The following is a 17,629-nucleotide window of genomic DNA, read 5'->3' as shown; positions in this document are numbered from 1 at the left end:
GCACCCCCACTCGAAAAAAGGATCGGCGCCGCAGCGCGGCGCCGATGATGAGGAAAGTGCCCGGGCGATTTCACCCAAAGAAGTTGTCGAAGTATGCCCGGGCTAGGCCTCTGCCAGGGAGCCTACCGACCCGATCAGAGCGGGTCACACCAATTAACGTCCCGCCAGATCAACCGAGAAGCCTCCTCCGGGTACGCCGTGACCGCCGACGGTGCATCGAAGATCTGCGTCAGCCGCTTCTCTGTTTCGTAGGCCGGCCAGCCGGGGTCGCCGTGGGTCGCGAACGTGGTCCATGCCGTGCGCATCTCGGCGGACAGTGCCTCCGCCTCCGGGGACGGGTCCGGGCCGATGAGCACGGCGGGGCCGCCGCGGTCCAGGTTGCCGAAGACCAGCGGGACGTCGAGGCCGTGGCAGGCGCCGAAGACGCCGCCCATGCCCGGGGCCGGCCAGGTCAGCTCGTAGACGTGGGCCCGGCCGCCGCCCGCGACCTGGGCCTCGGCCAGGTGCAGCGACGGCATCCGGAACAGCCAGTCGGAATGGACAAGCTCGTACAGGTCGCCGTCCGGGAACGCCTCCCGGTAGTGGCGTTCGCCGTCGGGGCCGGGGGCGAAGTCGCGCAGCGCCTCGTCCGGGTCGCCGGGGCCGCCGGCCATCACGGTGAACAAGCGCTGCTCGTCGCGGGTGTGGCCGGCGATCAGGTCGATGTCGCGGGCCACGCCGCCGGCCAGCGCCTGCCACGGTGTGGCCGGCAGGACGTCGCCGTCGACGACCGGGGAGAACAGGATCGAGCGCAGCGCCGCCCGGCCCCAGCGTGACGGCATCGCGGCCATCACCGTGTCGGCCGCGGCGACCAACAGCTCCGGGTCCGCGGTGGCCAACTCGGTCGCGGTGGGCCGCAGTCCCAGCTCGCCGGCGATGACGGTGGCCATGTCAGAAGCCAGCTCCGGGGAGAAGAACGTGCCGGGCATGCTCTGCACGATGGCCCTCCGGAACAGCCCGGCCGCCCGCGGCATCGCCAGCAGGGCGGCGATCGACCCGCCACCGGCCGACACCCCGAAGACGGTGACCTGGCCGGGATCTCCGCCGAAGGCCGCGATGTTGTCGCGCACCCACGCCAGCGCGGCAACCTGGTCGAGCAGGCCCCGGTTGGCGGGCGCCCCCTCGATCAACGCGAAGCCTTCGGCCCCGACCCGGTAGTTGAACGTGACCACGACGACCGAGCCGTCCCGGGCGAGCCGGCCGCCGTCGTACTCGGGGCTGCCGGACATGCCGATCGTGTAGCCGCCGCCGTAGACCCACACCATGACCGGCAGCCGCGCGCCCGGATCGGGCGACCAGACATTGACCGTCAGCCAGTCGTCGCCGGTCACCGCAACGCCGGTCTGCGGGGGTGGCGGGCCGAACGACGAAGCCGCCCGCACCCCGTCCCACGGCGTCACCGGCCCGGGTGCGGCAAACCGGGGAGCCTCGGCGAACGGGATCCCCCGGAACACCGCCACACCGTCCTCGACCAGGCCGCGAACCGCCCCGGCCGCCGTGCGGACCTCAGACATCGTCATGGTCGCTCAGCTTTCCCGCTGAGCGGCGACCAAGCACGCCATTTTCCGGAACAGCCAGTCATTGACTGGCCTCTATCGAGACGCAAAGATTTCCCGACAGTTACTTCAAGTCCTGAAAATACGTCGAGGGGCCCACCGCCGATGTCCTCCCGTACTCGAACCGCGGCCGCGCTGGCCGCCGTCCTCACCACCGCCGGCCTGAGCATCCCCGCCGGCCCGGCCCACGCGGCCGCCGCCACCACCGTTCAGGTCTACCTCAGCTCCGAGTCGCGCACCGCCGGCTACGAACCCAAGAACGGCAACTGGTACACCACCCCGGCCACCGGGCTGGCCGGCACGCCCTACCAGCTCAGCAGGCAGGCCGACCTGGCCACCGCGGCCGCGGCCGGCCCGCCGGCGATCACCGTCGACACGTCCACGCAGTACCAGACGGTGCTCGGCGTCGGCTCCTCGCTCGAGGAGTCCACCATCTACAACCTGTCCCGGATGAGCGCGGCCGGGCGCGACGCCGCACTGCGGGCGCTGGTCGACCCGGTCAACGGCGCCGGCTTCAACGTCGCCCGGATCACCCTGGGCACCAGCGACTTCACATCGCACGACTTCTACACCTACGACGACGGGGCGGCCGATCCGACGCTGTCGCGGTTCAGCATCCAGCGGGACATCGACTATCACATCATCTCGACGTTGCAGCAGGCCCTGGCGATCAACCCGGACCTGAAGATCTTCGCGAGCGCGTGGAGTGCACCGCCGTGGATGAAGAGCAGCAACACCATCATCGGCGGGAGCCTGCTCAGCCAGTACATCCCCACGCTGGCCTCGTATTACGGCAAGGCGGTCCGGGCGTACGCGGCGCAGGGAATTCCGATTTTTGCTCTTACCCTGCAGAACGAGCCGCTGTTCTCGCCGGCCGACTACCCGGGCATGCTGGTCACCGCCGACCAGGAACGTCAGCTGGCCAAGGCGGTGCGAACCGAACTGCCGACCACCAAGATCTGGGCGTACGACCACAACTTCTCCGAAGGCGCGACGTACGCGGCGGGCGTGCTCACCGCCGATGCACGCGCGTCGGTCGACGGCATCGCGTTCCACGATTACGCCGGAGAGCCGTCGGCGATGGCGACGGTGAAGGCGGCGTACCCGGAGAAGGATGTTCTGATGACCGAGCGCTCGGTGTGGGGAACCGCGGGCGCCGACCGGATCGTGCAGTATTTCCGCAACCAGGCCACGCTTTACGAGGGCTGGGTGTCGATGCTGGACCAGAACCGCTCGCCGGAGCGCTGGTCCGGTTCGCCCGACCCGACCATGCTGGTGCAGAGCGCGTCGACCCCCGACACGTTCTGGAAGACGCCCGACTTCAACATGGTGGCCCAGTTCTCGAAGTTCGTGAAGGCCGGCGCCAAGCGGGTGAGCAGCGGTTACGGCACGACCGGCACGGTAACGAACGTGGCCTTCGTCAACCCCGACAACTCGCTGGTCACGATCGCGGTCAACCAGACGTCGGCGAGCCAGACCTTCACCCTGCGCGCCGGCACCCGCCAGTTCACCGCGACCTTGCCGGCGAAAACCACCGGGACCTACGTCTGGGCGGGGGCGGGCGACGCCGGTTCCGGGCCGTCTCGCACCGGCCAGATTCTTGGGTACGGCGGTAAATGCGTCGACGTGGCCGGGGCAAGTTCGGCGAACGGTACGGCCGTCCAGCTCTACACCTGCAACGGCACGGCGGCCCAGTCGTGGACGGTCGGCACCGACGGCACGGTCCGCTCGCTGGGCAAGTGCCTGGACGTGACGTCGGCGAGCTCGGCCAACGGCACGAAGATCCAGCTGTACGACTGCAACGGCACCACCGCCCAGCAGTGGACCGCCAACTCCGACGGCACCCTGCGCTCGCTGGGCAAATGCCTGGACGCCACCGGCCCGAGCTCGGCCGACGGCACCCGCCTACAGATCTGGGACTGCACCGCCGCCGCCAACCAGAAGTGGACCCTGCCCTGACGTCGCGTCGGTCCGGTCGTACGGGTCGGCTCCCGTCTCGGCCTCGATCCAGTCGTAGGTGAGCGTCTCGGCTGCACAACGCCACACCGCCGGGGTGGCGTTGTGCAGCCAGTCGATCGGTTCGACGCCGCCCGGGCGGCCGCCGTCCAGCGCGAGGCGCAGGGCGGCGGACAGGTCGGCGTCGACCGCGTCGGTGCGGGTCGCCGGGTCGACCGATACGAACAGGGCGGTGCCGGAGCGGGCCACCAGGTCGAGGAACTGGCGGTTCCTGGCCCATGCGGTCGCCGGGGTGCTCGCCACGCAGTCGGCGTCCACGGTGAAGAAACGACGGTGCTGGGCGAGGCGGAAGGCGAGCGTGTTCACGCCCATCCGCCTCGTGCGCTCCCAGACCCGGCCCGAGGTGTCGTCGCCGGTTCGCTGGGCCTGGACCAGGCCGGCGGCCAGGTGCCCGACCACGTTGCAGCCGAGCACGATGCCGTCGCCGGCCGCCTCGTGGATCGCCCGGTAGAAGCCGACGAGCACCTCCGCGGTGGTGCGGGCCCGGTCGAAGAACCGGATGTCGCCGGGCACCGGCCGTGGTCCCATCTGGAATCCCCAGCGGCCCATCGCCTCGAAGGTCGAGAAGTCGTGCTTGATGAGGTCGAAACCCCAGGCCCGGATCCGGCGGACGTCGGCGGTGACGGTTTCCAGGGTGGCCGGATGGCTCGGGTCCAGGGCCCAGCCGCCCTCCCACGGCCGCAGCGCACCGGCGGGCGGTTCGCGCCGGGACTGCAACGGCCGGAACCAGAGGCCGGGACGCACGCCCTCGCCGGCGATCCGGGCGGCCACCTCCGCCATGTCGGCGAAGCTGCCCGCGCCCCGGTCCCACGGGCCGCCCGAAGATTGGCGACCGTCGGCGGTGCCGTCGATGCTCCATCCGTCGTCCACCACCTCGAACGGCCGGACCGGGTGGTCACCGACCAGGTCGGCGATCATGCGGGCGTCCCGGACGACCGCGTCGGCGTCGAAGTCCCGCCCGTAGGCGTAGTACCAGTTGTTGGCGCCCACCAGCGGGCCGGTCGGCAGCGGATCGGTGCACAGCGCGCCGGCCAGCGCGCACTGCGCGGCGAACGGGCCGTCGTTCCCGGCGATCCAGCGGACGGTGGCCGCTTCCAGTTCCCGCCCGCCGAGAACCACCGGGTCGGCGCCGGCCCGGACGTCCAGCCAGAGCGAGACCCCCTCGGCGTCGACCGTCCAACCGGCGAACGCGCCCGCCCGGACGTCCACGCCGGCGCCCCAGCTCCCGGCCGGCCCGTGGACGAGGACCATCCACGGGTGCATCTGCTCGGCCCTCGGACTCGACTGCCAGGCCAGCTCGCCGTAGCTGCGCTCCCAGGCGTCCCCGAGCACCAGCGAGCCCGCGGCCAGGGGCCGCCGCCAGCGCAGGTGCGCCCGGGACACCCCGCCGGTGGCGGCGACGCCGACCCGCAGGCCGCTGCCCTCCGGCCGGCAGGTCACCTCGGCGCCGCCGGCGGCCGGGCGCTGCCACGATCCGGTGGGTTCGAGCTGGACGCGGACGAGGTCGGGCTGGGCAAAAGTCGTCATCGACTAGTTTTACGGCATGAGTCTTCTGGATGACGTGGCCGAACGTGATGGCTGGCGATGCTGGGTCTGTGACGAGAAGGTCGACGCCGACATGTCGGTCAACGATCCTCGGGGGCCCAGCGTCGACAGCCGCACCGCGGACAAGAAGGCCAAGGTCGCCGAGCGGCTCGCGCATCGCGCCTGCAACACCCGCAAGGGTGCGGTCAAGGTGGTCATCGCCTGGCCGGACCGCCTGCACGTGATCGAGCCGGCCCCGCTGATCACGGTGGCCGAGCGGCTCGAACGCAAGGGTGGGCGGGAGCTGGTGGGCCGCTGCCCCAACAAGAAGGACGCCCAGGAAGCGGCCGACTGGCTGGTCGACCGGTTCTCCCGGCTGGCGCCCGGGCTGCCGGTCACCGCGACCGTCGAACCCGGCGGTGGGCAGTTCCTCGTCGCACTGGCCACCGGGCGACGCTAAGCGCGGGCCCGGACCAGGGTCAGTTTCATCGTCTGGGTGACGTCGTCCTTCAGGTTGCCCTCGAAGCCCAGGACGATCGAGCCCTCGGCGGTCACCCCGAACGTCATGGTGATCGTGCTGTCGCGCAGCACGAACGGGTCGTCGCCCAGGCCGGCCCGGGCGATCGTGGTGCGGACCTGCTCGACCGCGGCCACCAGGGCCTCGTCGACGTCGCGGTCGCGGATCTCGCCGGGGTCGGTGATCGGCGCGGCCTCCAGCGAGATGACCAGGGTGTGCAGGTCGACCTTGGTCAGTTTGGTGCCGGCCTTGAGCTTCAGGCCGATCACCGGGACCCGCAGCTCCAGGCCACCGCCGGCGGTGCTGGTGGCGACCGTGTCGAGGGTCAGCTCCAGCAGCGCGACGCGCAGGTCGCGGTCGGGGTTGGTGGCCGAGATGTTGGCGGCCACGATCGAGCGCTTCACCGCGTCGATCAGCTCGTCCACGCGTACCGAATCGTCGGTGACCTTCATGTTTTTTCCTCTTCGCTCAGGCCGCGGTCGCGGCGGGATCACCGTAGGCCGAGTAGGCGAGCCAGGTCGGGTCGCCGCCGCGCTCGGTCGCGGCCCGGGCCACCATCGTCGCCGGACCCAGCTGGGCGCCGCCCGCCATCTCCGCGTAGAAAGCCTCGGCGAACTCGGCCGCCCGGTCGCTGTTGACCGGCCACAACGTGCCGATGAAGGCGCCCGCGCCGGCCCGCATGAACTGGTCGGCCCAGCTCATCATCCTCGTGTACTCGGGGGCGGCGCCCGCGCTGCGGCACGCGTTGATGAACACCAACGGGTGATGGTCGTACAACGATCGCCGGGTCACCGCCCGGTTGAGCATCTGCGGGAGGAACGGGCCGCCGTCCATGGTGATCGACGAGCCGCCCTCCGACGAGAACGTGTTGTGGCAGGCGAAGTGCAGCATGCCGGCGTCCGGGCCGCGGTCGAGGACGTCGAGGAGCTCATCGAGGTGGCTGATCACCTCGCCGGGCGGGCCGCCCAGGATCTGCCGCAGCCGGGTTATCTCGGCGTCGGCGTTGGCCGGGGCCCGCGGCGGCACCACGAACCGGGGGGCGCCGAGCGAGATCTTCGGGGCGGAGAGCTGGCCGATCACCCGGCGTACGACCGGGAACTGCTGGGCGAGGAAGCCGTGGTCCTCGGTGCGGGACAGCGGGTAGAGCAGTTCCCACGGGACCCGGTCGTCGGCGCAGGCGATCGTGAACGTGCCGATCTCGTCGCGCAGCTCCCAGAACGCCTCCTTGATCGGGTCCGGCACCAGGTCCTGCCAAAGCCCGACGCCGGTCTCCTCCACCCAGCGGCGGGCGGTCGCCGGACTGTACGGATGGGCCGATCCGTAGCCGCCGCCCGAGGAGGTGGCGAAGCGGCGCAGCATCTCGACGGTGCGGTCGACGGCGGTGCCGGGGGCCTCGGTCAGCGAGCGGGCCACCACCGGTTCGGAGACGAAACGGTGCGAGATGATCTGGAACGAGTAGCGGGCGCCGTCGAAGCCGACCTGCATGGTCAGCTCACCGGCCCGGCCCTTCAGGTCCGCGATCGGTGAGGTGCGGCGCTGGTTGCTCTCGGCGACCGGCCGGTCCTCGGCGGACACTTCGAGCTCGACCTCGGCCAGCGCGGTGCCGCCGTTCCAGGCGGACAGCCGGACCCGCCGCAGCCCTTCCCGGACGGCCCGCAGCGAGAACCGCACGGGCGCGGAGCCACGCTGGTATGGGACGCGAACGGTGGCCTGCAATGTCTCCGTGCCGGCCAGACCCGAGTCGACCTGCACCAGAATGACCACGTCGACGCCGGCCGGTCCGACCGCGAGGGCCGGCATGGCCGCGGACGGCGCGTCCTGGTCGGGGCGGTCCACGACGATCCGCGCGACCAGGCTGAAGTCCTCACCGACGCGGACCCGGGTGGGCATCTCCCCGACCAGGAAGCGACGCAGTTGATCATGGCCGGCGGGATCCGTGGGCACCGCCGGGCCGGCACCCTCCGGAAGTCGACCGATGTCGAGGCCCAACAGGCCGTCCTGGCTGTTCTTCGGCGGCGACTTGACGTCGCCCTGCATGTCCTGCTGGACCCGCTGCAGCACCGCCATGATGTTGATCATCTTGCCGAGATCGAAGTGGGCCGGGTCTCCGTCCCCCAACGGCTGCAACGCCTCTGCCATCGCCAGCAGGTTCTGCGCCATCTTGGTGACTTCGGCACTGATCGTCGGGCCGTCGATCACCTCACGGAATCGCTGGGCCGCCACCCCAGCGGCCTGGCCGGCAGCCCGTAGCGTCTGGCCGGACAATCCTCGCTCCGGCCCGAGCGCTCGGAGGGCCTCGGTGGCCCTGCTCATATGCAGCTGCCCGGCCGAAAGCCGCACCGTTGCCGCCTGTATCGGCGAAACACTCTTCTGGGTGGCAGCCTCGTCGAGCAGGGCGAGACCTGTCTCCCGATCGGCGGGATCGCCGTTGTGCACCAGATATCGGGCCGCAAGGAGCCAGCCGAGCAGGCCGGCCACCTGCCCGCGGATCGAGTCGTCGTGGTCGATCAGCGGGAGTGCCTCGGAGAGAGCGTCGATCGCGGCGGACAGGTCACTCAGCGCTGCGAGCGTGCCCGGGCCGGCACGGAAATACTCATTGCCGTACTCCTGGCCAAGTCGCACGAGCACCGGCGCCCACACCGACTCGTACTCCCGGCGGAAGTCTTCCCACGACTGCGCGGTGATCATCGACACGAGCGGCGTCCTTCTCGGAGGAGAAAGCAACCGTAGCCGGTCAGCTCAGCGTGAACGTCACGTCGTCCACATCGAACGCTGTCGTGCCGTTGCCGGCCTGTTCGCTCGCGTAGAAGCTGACCGTCGCGGTCCGCTCGGTGGTGGCCGTGCCGGCCGCGCTGGTGTGCTGCTGCCACTCCGTCGCGTGGTCGAAGGCCAGCGAGAACAGGGTCTTCGGGGGTGTGCCGGTGATGGACAGTCCGGCGTTGAGGTAGTCGCCGCGGGTGGTCTCGGTGGTGGTCACCCGCGCCCAGAACCCGACCGTCAGGTTGCAGCCGGCCGGCACCGTCACGCTGCCGCGCAGCAGGTCGGTGCGGGTGACGTCGAGGCCGGCGAAGGTCGCGTAGGCAAGGCCGGTGTGCGCGGGCCGCGCCGGGTCGGCGAGGACGACGATGCGCGGGCCGGCGGTCCAGCCGGTGGTACCGCGTTCGAAGCTCGCGTTCGGGTGGAGCTGCCCGGTGCAGGCCGCGGCGGCCTGGTGGGCGTAGGAGGCGCTCCCGGTGGTGAGGAGCAGGACGGCGGCGGCGATGACGGCGGTTTTCATGCCTCGGTGGCCTTTCTGCGGGGCTTACGTTTGGGGGCGGCGGCCTCGACCGGCTGGGGAGCCAGCGGGTCGAAGATCAGCCGCAGGTCGGTGGCCTCGCCGGGCCCGGTGACCCAGGCGAGCGGGGCGTAGGAGACGGCGGGCCCGGCCGGTTCGATCAGCATTGGGCGCTGCTCGGCGTCGCGCGGCCACTCGACGTCGCCGGTCACCGTGCGGGCCGGGATCAGCCAGTAGTCGCCGGTGGCGTAGGTGAAGTCACCGGCCCGGAAGTAGACCTCGACGCCGTCCTCGAGCGGCAGCCACCGGCCCGCCTTGAGGGTGACCGCGCCGCTCTCCCAGCGCCGCAGGTAGGAGTGCGGCCCCGGCTCGGCGGAGAGACGCACTCGGCTCGCATAGAGGTCGACCTCCTCGACCTGGAGCAGGGGCGAGGGCCCGGCGGACGCGGTGTCCACCGCCTCCACCCAGTCCCCCACGCCGAGCTGGAGTTTCTCGTCGGCGCCGAGGGTCGCCAGGTCGACCCAGGTGCCGTCGATCGCGTCCACGCCGAACACCACCGAGCCGTTCTCCCGCGACCACTTCAGCGTCGCCCGGGCGGCCGTGCCGCCGTCGTGGATCTCCACCCGGTAGAGCTGGTTCTCCGGGCCGCGGTAGCGGGCGCCCGGCTCGATCAGGCCGGGCTCGTCGTCGGCACGGTCGGGGCGGCGGGCCCGGGCCGCCATCGACGGCTCGTCGTCGCGGCCGGCCCAGTCGGCGAGGGCGGCCCGGATCGCGGCCGGCTCGCCGGTGCCGGCGAGGCCGAGCTCGGCCTCGGTCAGCGCCCGGACCTGCCAGACCACCCGGACCCGGGCGGCGGTGTCCGGCATCGCCGGGCCGAGCGCCACCTCGCGCAGCGCCGGGTCCTCGGCGGCGGTGACCGAGCGTTCCCACACCTGGAGATACGCGAGGTACGGGAAGGCGCCCGGCAACTCGTCGCGGAACCCGTCGGGCTGGGTGCGGTAGCTCCACGGCTCCGGGTCCTCCGGTTCGGCCGGGTCGCCCTCGTCGGGGACGGCCACGCCGGGAACCGCCCGGGTCGCGTCGATCGGGAAGCCGTCGACGTAGTAGCGGCCCTCCCCGATGGTCAGGTCGGCCGGCGGTCCGGGGACGGGCGTGATCGCGAAGCCGGCGTCGTGGCGCGGGCCGCCGTCCGGTCCGATCAGGTCGCTCACGAGCGTACGCAAACGGTGGTCTTGAATTTGGTTCTGTTCGTTGAGGTCGGCGTCCAGCTGAACCCGGCCCTGCTGGGCGAGGACCCGCGAATAGTGCCGGTCGGGCCGGAAGGTGACGCGGGACAGATCTGCGTGCATGACGGTCCTCAGGAGACGAAGGTGAGTCCGGCGTGGGTGCCGGCGGGCGTGTACTCGGCGAGGCGCGCGCGCAGGCTGTCCTCGCGTTGCGGCTGGTAGAGGTCGTGGAAGACGCCCATCTCGGCGCCGTCCTCGGCACCGCGGACGATCTCGGCGGGGCAGTTCGCGGCGAGCCGGGCGTAGTCGGCGGTGCCGTAGCGGACGCTCGCGAGCGGGGCCGGCGCCTCGGTGCAGCGATAGCGGCGCGGCGTCCGCGAGCCGGCCGGCACCCGGCTGAACCGCACCCCGCCGGCCTGGCGCCGGGCGACCTGGAGGATCCCGCCGAGGATGCTGCCGGAGATGATGCGGACGGCGTGGACGTGCACCTCGCCGAGGACGGTGACCCGGCGGCAGTGCAGCTCGGCGTGGGCGTGGCCGCCGCCGGGCGCGGACAGTGCGGCGAGGTCGTGGCCGGTGGCGTCGAGGATGCTGTCGTGCAGGTGCAGCGGCAGCGGGTCGGTGCCGACCTCGTCGCCGAGCACCTGGATCGAGCCGAGCACGCACCGGTCGATGTGCACCGAGCCGGTGGCGCGCTCCAGCACGAGGCTCGGTTCGGCCGGTGCGGACGGCGCGCACGAAGATGAGAGGGACCAGCCGGGCACCAGGGTGCAGTGCCGCAGGGTGAGCGCGCCGAGCGACGCGCGCGCGTGGATGCCGCGCCCGGTGATCAGCAGCCCGTCGAGGGTCATCGCCGTGCCCTCGCCGGTGGCCCCGATCTCCAGCGCGTCCGGTTGGTTGCTCGACCAGTCGAGCAGCCGCAGCACCGGCCGGACCCCGTCGGCGGCGCGCAGCGTGAGCCGCTGCCCCTCGGCCAGCTCGAAGCCGAGCTCTTCCTGGTAGGCACCGTTGTCGGTGATCTCGATGACGGCCTCGGCGGGCCGCTCGTCGCGCCACCTGCGATAGGCGTCGGTGATCCGCCGGTACTCCTGACCGTCCCCGACCCGGTAGACGACGGTCCGGTCCGGGGTGGGCAGGTCGCGCGGATACTCGCCGCCGCCGAGCTCGTCGCCGAACGCGTGGTGGTAGCTGACCCACACTCCCTCGCCCGGCCCGGACCGCGGGCTGAACGCGATCCGGCCCAGCTCCGGGTCGACGACCACCTGGTCGCGGCGGGGCTGACAGCGCCAGCCGGTGAGGTCGGCGACCACGATCGCGGACATCGGCACGAGCCGGTCCGCCCGCCAGATCGCCACCGACTTGCCCGGCCCGTAGTAGTCGGCGAGCCGGTCGGCGAACAACCGCCGCCGCAGGTAGGCGGGCACGTTGTCGACGGTGGCGAGGTGCGTGGTGGACGGTTCCGGTTCGGGCTTGGTGACCAGGCGGGTGTCGTTGCCGAGCACCGAGAAGGTGAACAGGTTGCGGGCACTGTCCACGCAGTTGGCCGGCGCCCGGGTGACCGGGTGGGCGGCGAGCCGCCAGACGAACAGTTCGACCCCGCCGCTGCGCAGGTCAACGGTCCGGGCGACCGCCGCGAACGGGGTGCCGATCAGGTCCAGGGCCGCGCCGTCGCGCAGGTCGGCGAGCGATCCCCGCGGGACGCGCCCCGGCTGAAACAGCCGGACGGGCTGCGTATGCGCCAGCAGCCGGGAGTTCTCCACCGCGCGAGCCGGCCACGGCGACAGCTCTTCGAGCAGCGACAGCGTGCCCTTGCGGCGCCGATAGCCGGCGGTGGCGGCCACGTCGCGACGCGGGGCGAGTGCCTCGGCCAGCCGGCGCGCCGACTCCGCGGCCGGTCCGCCGTCCCGGAGCCCGGCGCTGAGGACGCGCTGGTAGCCGGCGAGCGGCCGGTAGCCGACCAGCTCGCCGATCAGCGGCAGCGCCCACTCGTCGGCGGTCTCCACGAACCAGTTCGCATAGGTCTGGCCGACCTCGCCGCGGACCCGCTCGATCTGCTCGGCGATCACCGAGAGCAGGGCGCGCAGCGGTTCGCCGCCCGGTTCGTCGGCGATCCGGTGCCACCTCGGCAGCAGGTCGGCGAGTTCGTCGCTGGTCATGCGATCTCCGTGAGGGTCAGGTCGTCGGACGCGAGGACGGCGAACTGGTCCGGCCTCGCGTTGATCACCGGGAGCGGCTCGTCGGGGCCGGTGGCGGTGGCGAAGACGGCCACGTCGGCGTAGTCGGCGCCGGGCGTCCGGTCGGCCACCGCGAGGACGTCGCTGAGGTAGGCGGCCTGCCCCAGCTCCCGGCCGACATAGCCGAGCCGCTGCAGCAGCGCCGCCCGCAGGCGTGGTTCGACCAGCTCCCAGCTGTGCCCGGGCGCCACCTTCACCGCGGCCACCAGGCGCAACGGCACAAGATCGCGGACGGCCACCCGGACCGGCAGGTGGGGGTCCCCGTGCGCGGCGAGTGCCGCGCGGAGCGCGGGCAGAAGATCAGAATCCGGAGCTATCGGTACGTCGTCGACGCCGGCCACGGTGACCTCGACGACCCGGCGGCGGCCGTCGAACACCTCGCGGGCCGCGGCCCGGCCGATGCCGACCCGGGAGCGGGCGAACTCGGCGTAGTCCTGGACCGAGACGAGCCGGTCCAGGGTGGACACGGTCAGCGGGATGCGCCGCCGGGCCAGCCCCGGGCCGTCCGGGTCGGCGCCGCCGGTCGCCGGGATCGGGTTGGTGACCCCGATGACGCCGATCGGCCGGGTGACCGGCTGGGTGATCCGGCCGGCGGGCAGGTTGCCGGCCGCGCCGCCGCCGAAGCGGTAGCGGGCCCGCACGTTCTCCTGCCCGGTCGGCAGCCGGGCACCGTTGCGGCCGTCGCCGAAGGTGACCGTGGTCCGGCCGGCCGGGGTGGCGCCGAGCGCGTAGACCCGCTCGGCCGGGCCGCGCCCGGCCAGGCTGTCGGCCTCCTGCCAGAGCAGCCCGTCGACCCGGATCTCCAGGGCCGGCCGGGCGCCGAGCGGGTTGCCGGCCGGCAGCCAGGTCAGCGGTTCCTGCCAGAGGGTGAAGGTCTGGTTGGCCGCGGTGGCGTCGCCGCTGCCGATCGGCTCGTCGCGGCTCTCGCCGTTGCCGGCCGGCACCACGTTGCCGAGGATCCGGACCGCGTCGCGCGGGTATCGGCCGGTCAGGGCCTCGGTGAGGGTGATGGTGGCGTCCTCGACCGCGGCGATAACCACGATCTCCACCCCGGGCGGGCCGGTGACCGCGAGGAGGCGGCCGGGGCGCAGGCCGCCGTGGCGTCCGGCGAGCTCGATCCGGTTGCCGTGCACGGGCTCGGTGACCGGCTCGCCGGCCGGCACCAGGGCGTCGCCCGCGGCGTACACCGTGGTGTCCCGGATCTGGGCGAGCAGCACGTCGTGCTCGTCCAGCCACGGGTCGGCCAGCACCAGCCGGGTGCCGCGGCCGGTGATGCCGAACGCCGCGTAGGTGGCCGTGCGCGCCTCGACGACCTCGGTGATGATCACCGGGCGGCCCGCGCGCTCGATGACGACCGGGCTGCCGGGGGTGATCGTGGTGTGCACGGCATCCAGGGACAGGACCCTCCGGGTGCTCTCCTCGGGGACGGTGGCGACCGCGATCTCCACCGAGGCGGGCTGGGTGGCGGCGGCGTACCGGACGCTGATCTCTTGATTGCCGGTGGTGAATTTCTCCTCGTCGCCGGGGGCGAGCTCGAACTCGCGGTCGTCGACGGTGACTCGCAGGCGGCGGTCCGCGGCAGGGGTGGCGACGGCCAGCCGGTGGGTCGCCCAGTCGACGTCGACCGCCGCCTCGGTGCCGGTCACCCTGACCTGACCGTCGCCGAGGTTGATCGTCTTCGTCTCGGTCGGCAGGTCCTCGGCGTGCTGCACGGTGCCTTCCGGCCTCGCGAAGATCAGCTCGGCCCGCTGCGCGGTGCGGCCGGCCGTGTCGAAGACGATCCGGGTGGTGGTGAGGGTCGCGCCGGCCAGCGGCCAGTCGGTCAGGTTGATGACCCTTCCTTGATCATCACGGACTGGTTGGAGACGGGCGGTGGCCCCGAATGGCGCGTCGGTCACGCGGAGCGCGAACAGGCTGGTCAAGGCGTCGTCTGCACCGTTGTCATCGGACAAAACCGACAAGCCGACCATCGTCACGTCCCGCTCGCGGTCCACCTGGACACTGGTCACCGTGACCAGGCGCAGGATCTCGGTGCCGAAGACGAACAGCAACCGGTCACCGACGACCAGCAGCGTATTCGTGCCCGCCAGCAGGATCTCGGTGAGCCGGCCCAGGTCGCCGGGGGTCAGGACGCCCGGCCGGTGCAGCAGGACCGGCAGCTCGTTGAAGTCGGCGCGGGCGGTCAGGTCGGCGTCGGTCTCGAAGGCCTGCGGCTGCTCGCCGGACACCGCCGGCACGCTGCGGCTCAGCGAACCGCGCGGGATCAGCACCTCGCCCGGCTGCGACCGCTCGTCCAGCCGGTAGGCCAGATGGGTGTCGGCGGCGAGGCCGGGCCGCGGGCGGTAGTCGACAAGCCTGCCGAGCAGGCCCAGCGATCGCCGGTCGCGGGCCGTGCGCAGGTAGCCCTCGGCGGCGATCCGTCTCGTGTGGAACGCCAGCAGGTCGTCGACCACGGCGGCCGCGTCGAGCAGGGCGATCGACGGGTCGTCGGTGGTGCGTACGGTCAGGCCGCGCAGCGCCGGATCGGCGAGCATGGCTTCCAGGAAGTCGCCGTGGTGCACGTCATTCGCCCCCGTCGGTCAGGTCGATGACCAGGCGGCCGTTCTCCGGCCGGTCCGGGTCGTTGTCGCACCGCGCGACCTCCAGCGGGCCCAGGCGCAGCAGGCCGGCCGCCAGTTCGCCCGCGTCCGGGGCGAACAGCCGGCGCAGCCGGGTCACCCGGGCGCTGCGCACGCCGGGCACCGATGCGGCCAGCGCGGTCAGCCGGCTCACCCGGACCGGATCGCCGAAGGTCAGCGCGTCCGGCCGGAACGCGGCGATCAGCCGGTGGTGCAGCTGCGCGGCGATCCGGCCCTGCTGGTGGCCGGGGGCCGCGTGCACGTCGAGCACGATGTCCAGCGGGATCGGCCGGGCGGGTTCGACGATCAGGTCGTGGCCGATCCGGCGGTACGCCTCAAGGCGGTGCGCCACCTCGGCCAGCAGCTGCGGCGACGGGATGCCGGTGCCGCGGGCGTCGACCGCTACGTGCGCCTCGGCGCCGCTGCCGGTCCAGCGGATCTCGGCGGCCGCGCGCTGCACACCCGGCAGGGCGGACGCCAGCTCGGCGTAGTCGGCGGCGGTTATGGCCCGCGCCTTGCGGCGCTTCAGATCAAGCGGAGCGAGCCGGCGCGCTTGGTCGATCGGCTCCGGGTCGGTGCCACCAACAGCCGGAAGAGGATTGCGTACGCGTACGAGCGTTTGATCTTCGTCGTTCCGCAGCAGGACGCAGATCGCTTCGGCGCCCACGTTGCCGGCCGTGCCACCGCCGGTCCGGTAGCGGATGGCTTTTCGGCCGGGGATCTCCTTGGTGAAACGCAGCGTCAGGCGGCCGTCGTTCGTGAGCTCGCCGACGAAATGGCGGTCGCGGGGGCCGCTGCTGAGCAGGTCACGGTGGGGGACCCAGGTCTGGCCGGCGTGCCGCACCTCCACCGCGGGCAGGGCCTGACGGGGGTCGCCGGCCAGCTTCGCGATCGGGCCGGCCAGGGCCGGGTCGGTGGGGTGCAGGCCGATCGCGTACTCCCGGCCCCAGGTCTGCGCGATCTCCTCGGCGATGTGGTCGCCGAGGACGGTGCCGGCCTGGGCGCGGGCGATCAGCACGTCCAGGCGCCTGGTCAGGTCTTCCCGGTGCGGGAGGGCCGCGAGGTGTGCGGCCTGCGCGGCACAGATCTGCTCCGGCGACGGGTAGGGCGCGGCCTGGGTGACGTCGTGGAGCGGCTCGTCACCGGTCTCCTCCGTCCTGCCATGGTCGACGACGATCGCGTTGCCGCGGGCCACGCCGTTCGCCAGGTCGAGCCGGAAGGTGAGCGCGTCCTCCGCCGCCCAGGTCACCTCCAGCACCGGCTGGTCGGTGAGCCGGTCGACGTCGGGGGTGACCGTGGTCAGGCGCACGGCCTGGCGGTGTTTCGGGTCGTTCTCCTCGAGAACCAGCACGTCGCCGGGGTGCAGGCGCAGGCAGCGGTCGTCGTCGCGGAGGGTCACGCCGGTGGCGCCGGGCGGGCGGGTGCGCTCGTCGCCGGCCCAGGTCCAGAAGCGGATGGCGTTGTGCTCCGGGCGCAGCTTCACCGGGCGCCGGTCGAGCGGCTCGAAGATCTCGTCCTGCGCCGCGAACCGGTACGAGCCCGGCTCCAGGGTGACCGGCTCGGCGACCTCGGCGACCACGATCGCGCGGGCGTTGCCGCCGTCGTGCATCGGGTAGTCGATCAGCTTGACGTGCCGCCGCACCGACACCCGGTGCCGCGCGGTGTCCAGGTAGGCCTCGGTGGCCACCGCGTCCTGCTGGTAGGAGATCTGGTCGGCGGTGTAGGCGAGCAGCTCGACCAGGGTGACGCCGAGGTCGGCCGGGTTGCGTTCGATCCAGCCCGGCACGGTCAGCGCCAGCCGGTCCAGGATGAGCCGCCGGACGGTGTCGTAGTCGCGGGCGGTGTAGTCGATGACCGGCGCGGGTTCCCCGGGCTTTTCCGGCGCGGCCCGGTCGGGGTCGAACGCCGCCGGCCGGTCCGGCCAGAAGCGGAACCCGGTGCGGTAATAACGCTGGTCGAAGCCGTGGTACGGCTCGTGCCCGCCGGATTCCACGATCGACAGGCGGTAGCGGGAGGTGTCGCCGGGCCGGTCGACGGTGACGAGCAGCCGGTCGTCCAGCTCCGGGTCGTCGGCGTGCTCCACCGACACCTCGACGGCGACGATCCCGGTGACTCGGCGGCCTCCGTCGATGCGGACGTTGCCCGGCGTCAGCCCGTCCGGCGCCCGCCCGAGGAACGTGACGGTGAGTTGCCGCCCGTCGTCGCTGACCTCGACCTCGTCGACCCCGTTGTGGCCCGCTTCCCGGATCGCGGCGCGCCTGCTCATGGCCGCCCCTCGAACATGTCGTCGCGCTCGGCGCCGGTGCGCCGGACGGTGTAGCGCAGGCTGACCCGGACCGCCCCGCCGGCCACCGACATGTCCAGCGCGCGCACGTCGATCAGCTCGCCGAGCCAGCGCTGGATGCTCGCCCGCACCGACAACTCCAGCGCGGTGCGAAGCTCCGGCCCGGTCGGCGCGAACACCAGGTCGAGCAGGCCGCAGCCGAAGTCGGGCCGCATCACCCGCTCCCCCGGGCCGGTGAACAGCAGCTGCTCGACGAGGTCACGCACGTGCTCGTCGTAGGTGGCGCCCGCGGTCCGGCCCTGCCTGATGCGATAGGGGAACGCGATATCGGTTCTCATCGG

Annotated in this window: 12 protein-coding genes; 2 read left to right on the top strand and 10 right to left on the bottom strand. The window is 72.5% G+C overall.

What is annotated here, in order from left to right:
• Positions 1-134: 134 nt before the first annotated feature.
• Entirely contained in the window at positions 135-1,559 is a 1,425-nt protein-coding gene (locus Adu01nite_RS13905; protein ID WP_203727134.1) for a carboxylesterase/lipase family protein, read from the bottom strand.
• A 141-nt stretch (positions 1,560-1,700) separates the two neighbouring features.
• On the opposite strand from Adu01nite_RS13905, the gene Adu01nite_RS13900 reads away from it, so the two are divergent.
• Complete coding sequence (locus Adu01nite_RS13900) at positions 1,701-3,554, top strand: ricin-type beta-trefoil lectin domain protein (protein ID WP_203727132.1); 1,854 nt, start codon at positions 1,701-1,703, stop codon at positions 3,552-3,554.
• On the opposite strand, the gene Adu01nite_RS13895 is transcribed toward Adu01nite_RS13900, so the two are convergent.
• Positions 3,501-5,138, bottom strand: coding sequence for an alpha-amylase family protein (locus tag Adu01nite_RS13895; protein WP_203727130.1), 1,638 nt, complete (start codon positions 5,136-5,138; stop codon positions 3,501-3,503). The genes Adu01nite_RS13900 and Adu01nite_RS13895 overlap by 54 nt on opposite strands.
• A gap of 16 nt (positions 5,139-5,154) precedes the next feature.
• Between Adu01nite_RS13895 and Adu01nite_RS13890 the strand changes: the two genes are divergently transcribed.
• Positions 5,155-5,595 (top strand): hypothetical protein, encoded by a 441-nt coding sequence (locus tag Adu01nite_RS13890; RefSeq protein ID WP_203727128.1) that lies wholly within the window; start codon positions 5,155-5,157, stop codon positions 5,593-5,595.
• Here the strand turns inward: Adu01nite_RS13890 and Adu01nite_RS13885 are convergent.
• From Adu01nite_RS13885 to Adu01nite_RS13850, 8 genes are read right to left on the bottom strand one after another with little or no spacing between them, the layout of a single operon-like run.
• The gene (locus Adu01nite_RS13885; protein ID WP_203727126.1) at positions 5,592-6,104 is read right to left on the bottom strand and encodes a trypco2 family protein; all 513 of its coding nucleotides are present in this window, start codon (positions 6,102-6,104) and stop codon (positions 5,592-5,594) included. The genes Adu01nite_RS13890 and Adu01nite_RS13885 overlap by 4 nt on opposite strands.
• A gap of 16 nt (positions 6,105-6,120) precedes the next feature.
• The gene (locus Adu01nite_RS13880) at positions 6,121-8,340 is read right to left on the bottom strand and encodes a CHAT domain-containing protein (protein ID WP_239132397.1); all 2,220 of its coding nucleotides are present in this window, start codon (positions 8,338-8,340) and stop codon (positions 6,121-6,123) included.
• Positions 8,341-8,386: 46 nt separating this feature from the next.
• Entirely contained in the window at positions 8,387-8,929 is a 543-nt protein-coding gene (locus Adu01nite_RS13875) for a hypothetical protein (RefSeq protein ID WP_203727122.1), read from the bottom strand.
• Positions 8,926-10,275, bottom strand: a complete 1,350-nt coding sequence (locus Adu01nite_RS13870; RefSeq protein WP_203727120.1) for a DUF6519 domain-containing protein — start codon at positions 10,273-10,275, stop codon at positions 8,926-8,928. Before Adu01nite_RS13870 ends, Adu01nite_RS13875 begins: the two co-directional genes overlap by 4 nt.
• Before the next feature lie 8 nt (positions 10,276-10,283).
• Positions 10,284-12,308: a hypothetical protein gene (locus Adu01nite_RS13865; protein ID WP_203727118.1), complete on the bottom strand. Its 2,025-nt coding sequence runs from the start codon at positions 12,306-12,308 to the stop codon at positions 10,284-10,286.
• Positions 12,305-14,947 (bottom strand): putative baseplate assembly protein, encoded by a 2,643-nt coding sequence (locus Adu01nite_RS13860; protein ID WP_203727116.1) that lies wholly within the window; start codon positions 14,945-14,947, stop codon positions 12,305-12,307. Before Adu01nite_RS13860 ends, Adu01nite_RS13865 begins: the two co-directional genes overlap by 4 nt.
• A 1-nt stretch (position 14,948) precedes the next feature.
• Complete coding sequence (locus tag Adu01nite_RS13855; RefSeq protein ID WP_203727114.1) at positions 14,949-17,270, bottom strand: putative baseplate assembly protein; 2,322 nt, start codon at positions 17,268-17,270, stop codon at positions 14,949-14,951.
• On the bottom strand, positions 17,267-17,626 hold the full coding sequence (locus Adu01nite_RS13850) for a GPW/gp25 family protein (RefSeq protein ID WP_203727112.1): 360 nt from the start codon (positions 17,624-17,626) through the stop codon (positions 17,267-17,269). The genes Adu01nite_RS13855 and Adu01nite_RS13850 overlap by 4 nt, the downstream gene beginning before the upstream one ends.
• Positions 17,627-17,629 lie beyond the last annotated feature (3 nt).

The organism is Paractinoplanes durhamensis (assembly GCF_016862175.1).
Classification (GTDB): Bacteria; Actinomycetota; Actinomycetes; order Mycobacteriales; family Micromonosporaceae; genus Actinoplanes; species Actinoplanes durhamensis.
The sequence above is the reverse complement of the archived record's forward strand: the minus strand, read 5'-3'. Positions and strand labels throughout refer to the sequence as shown.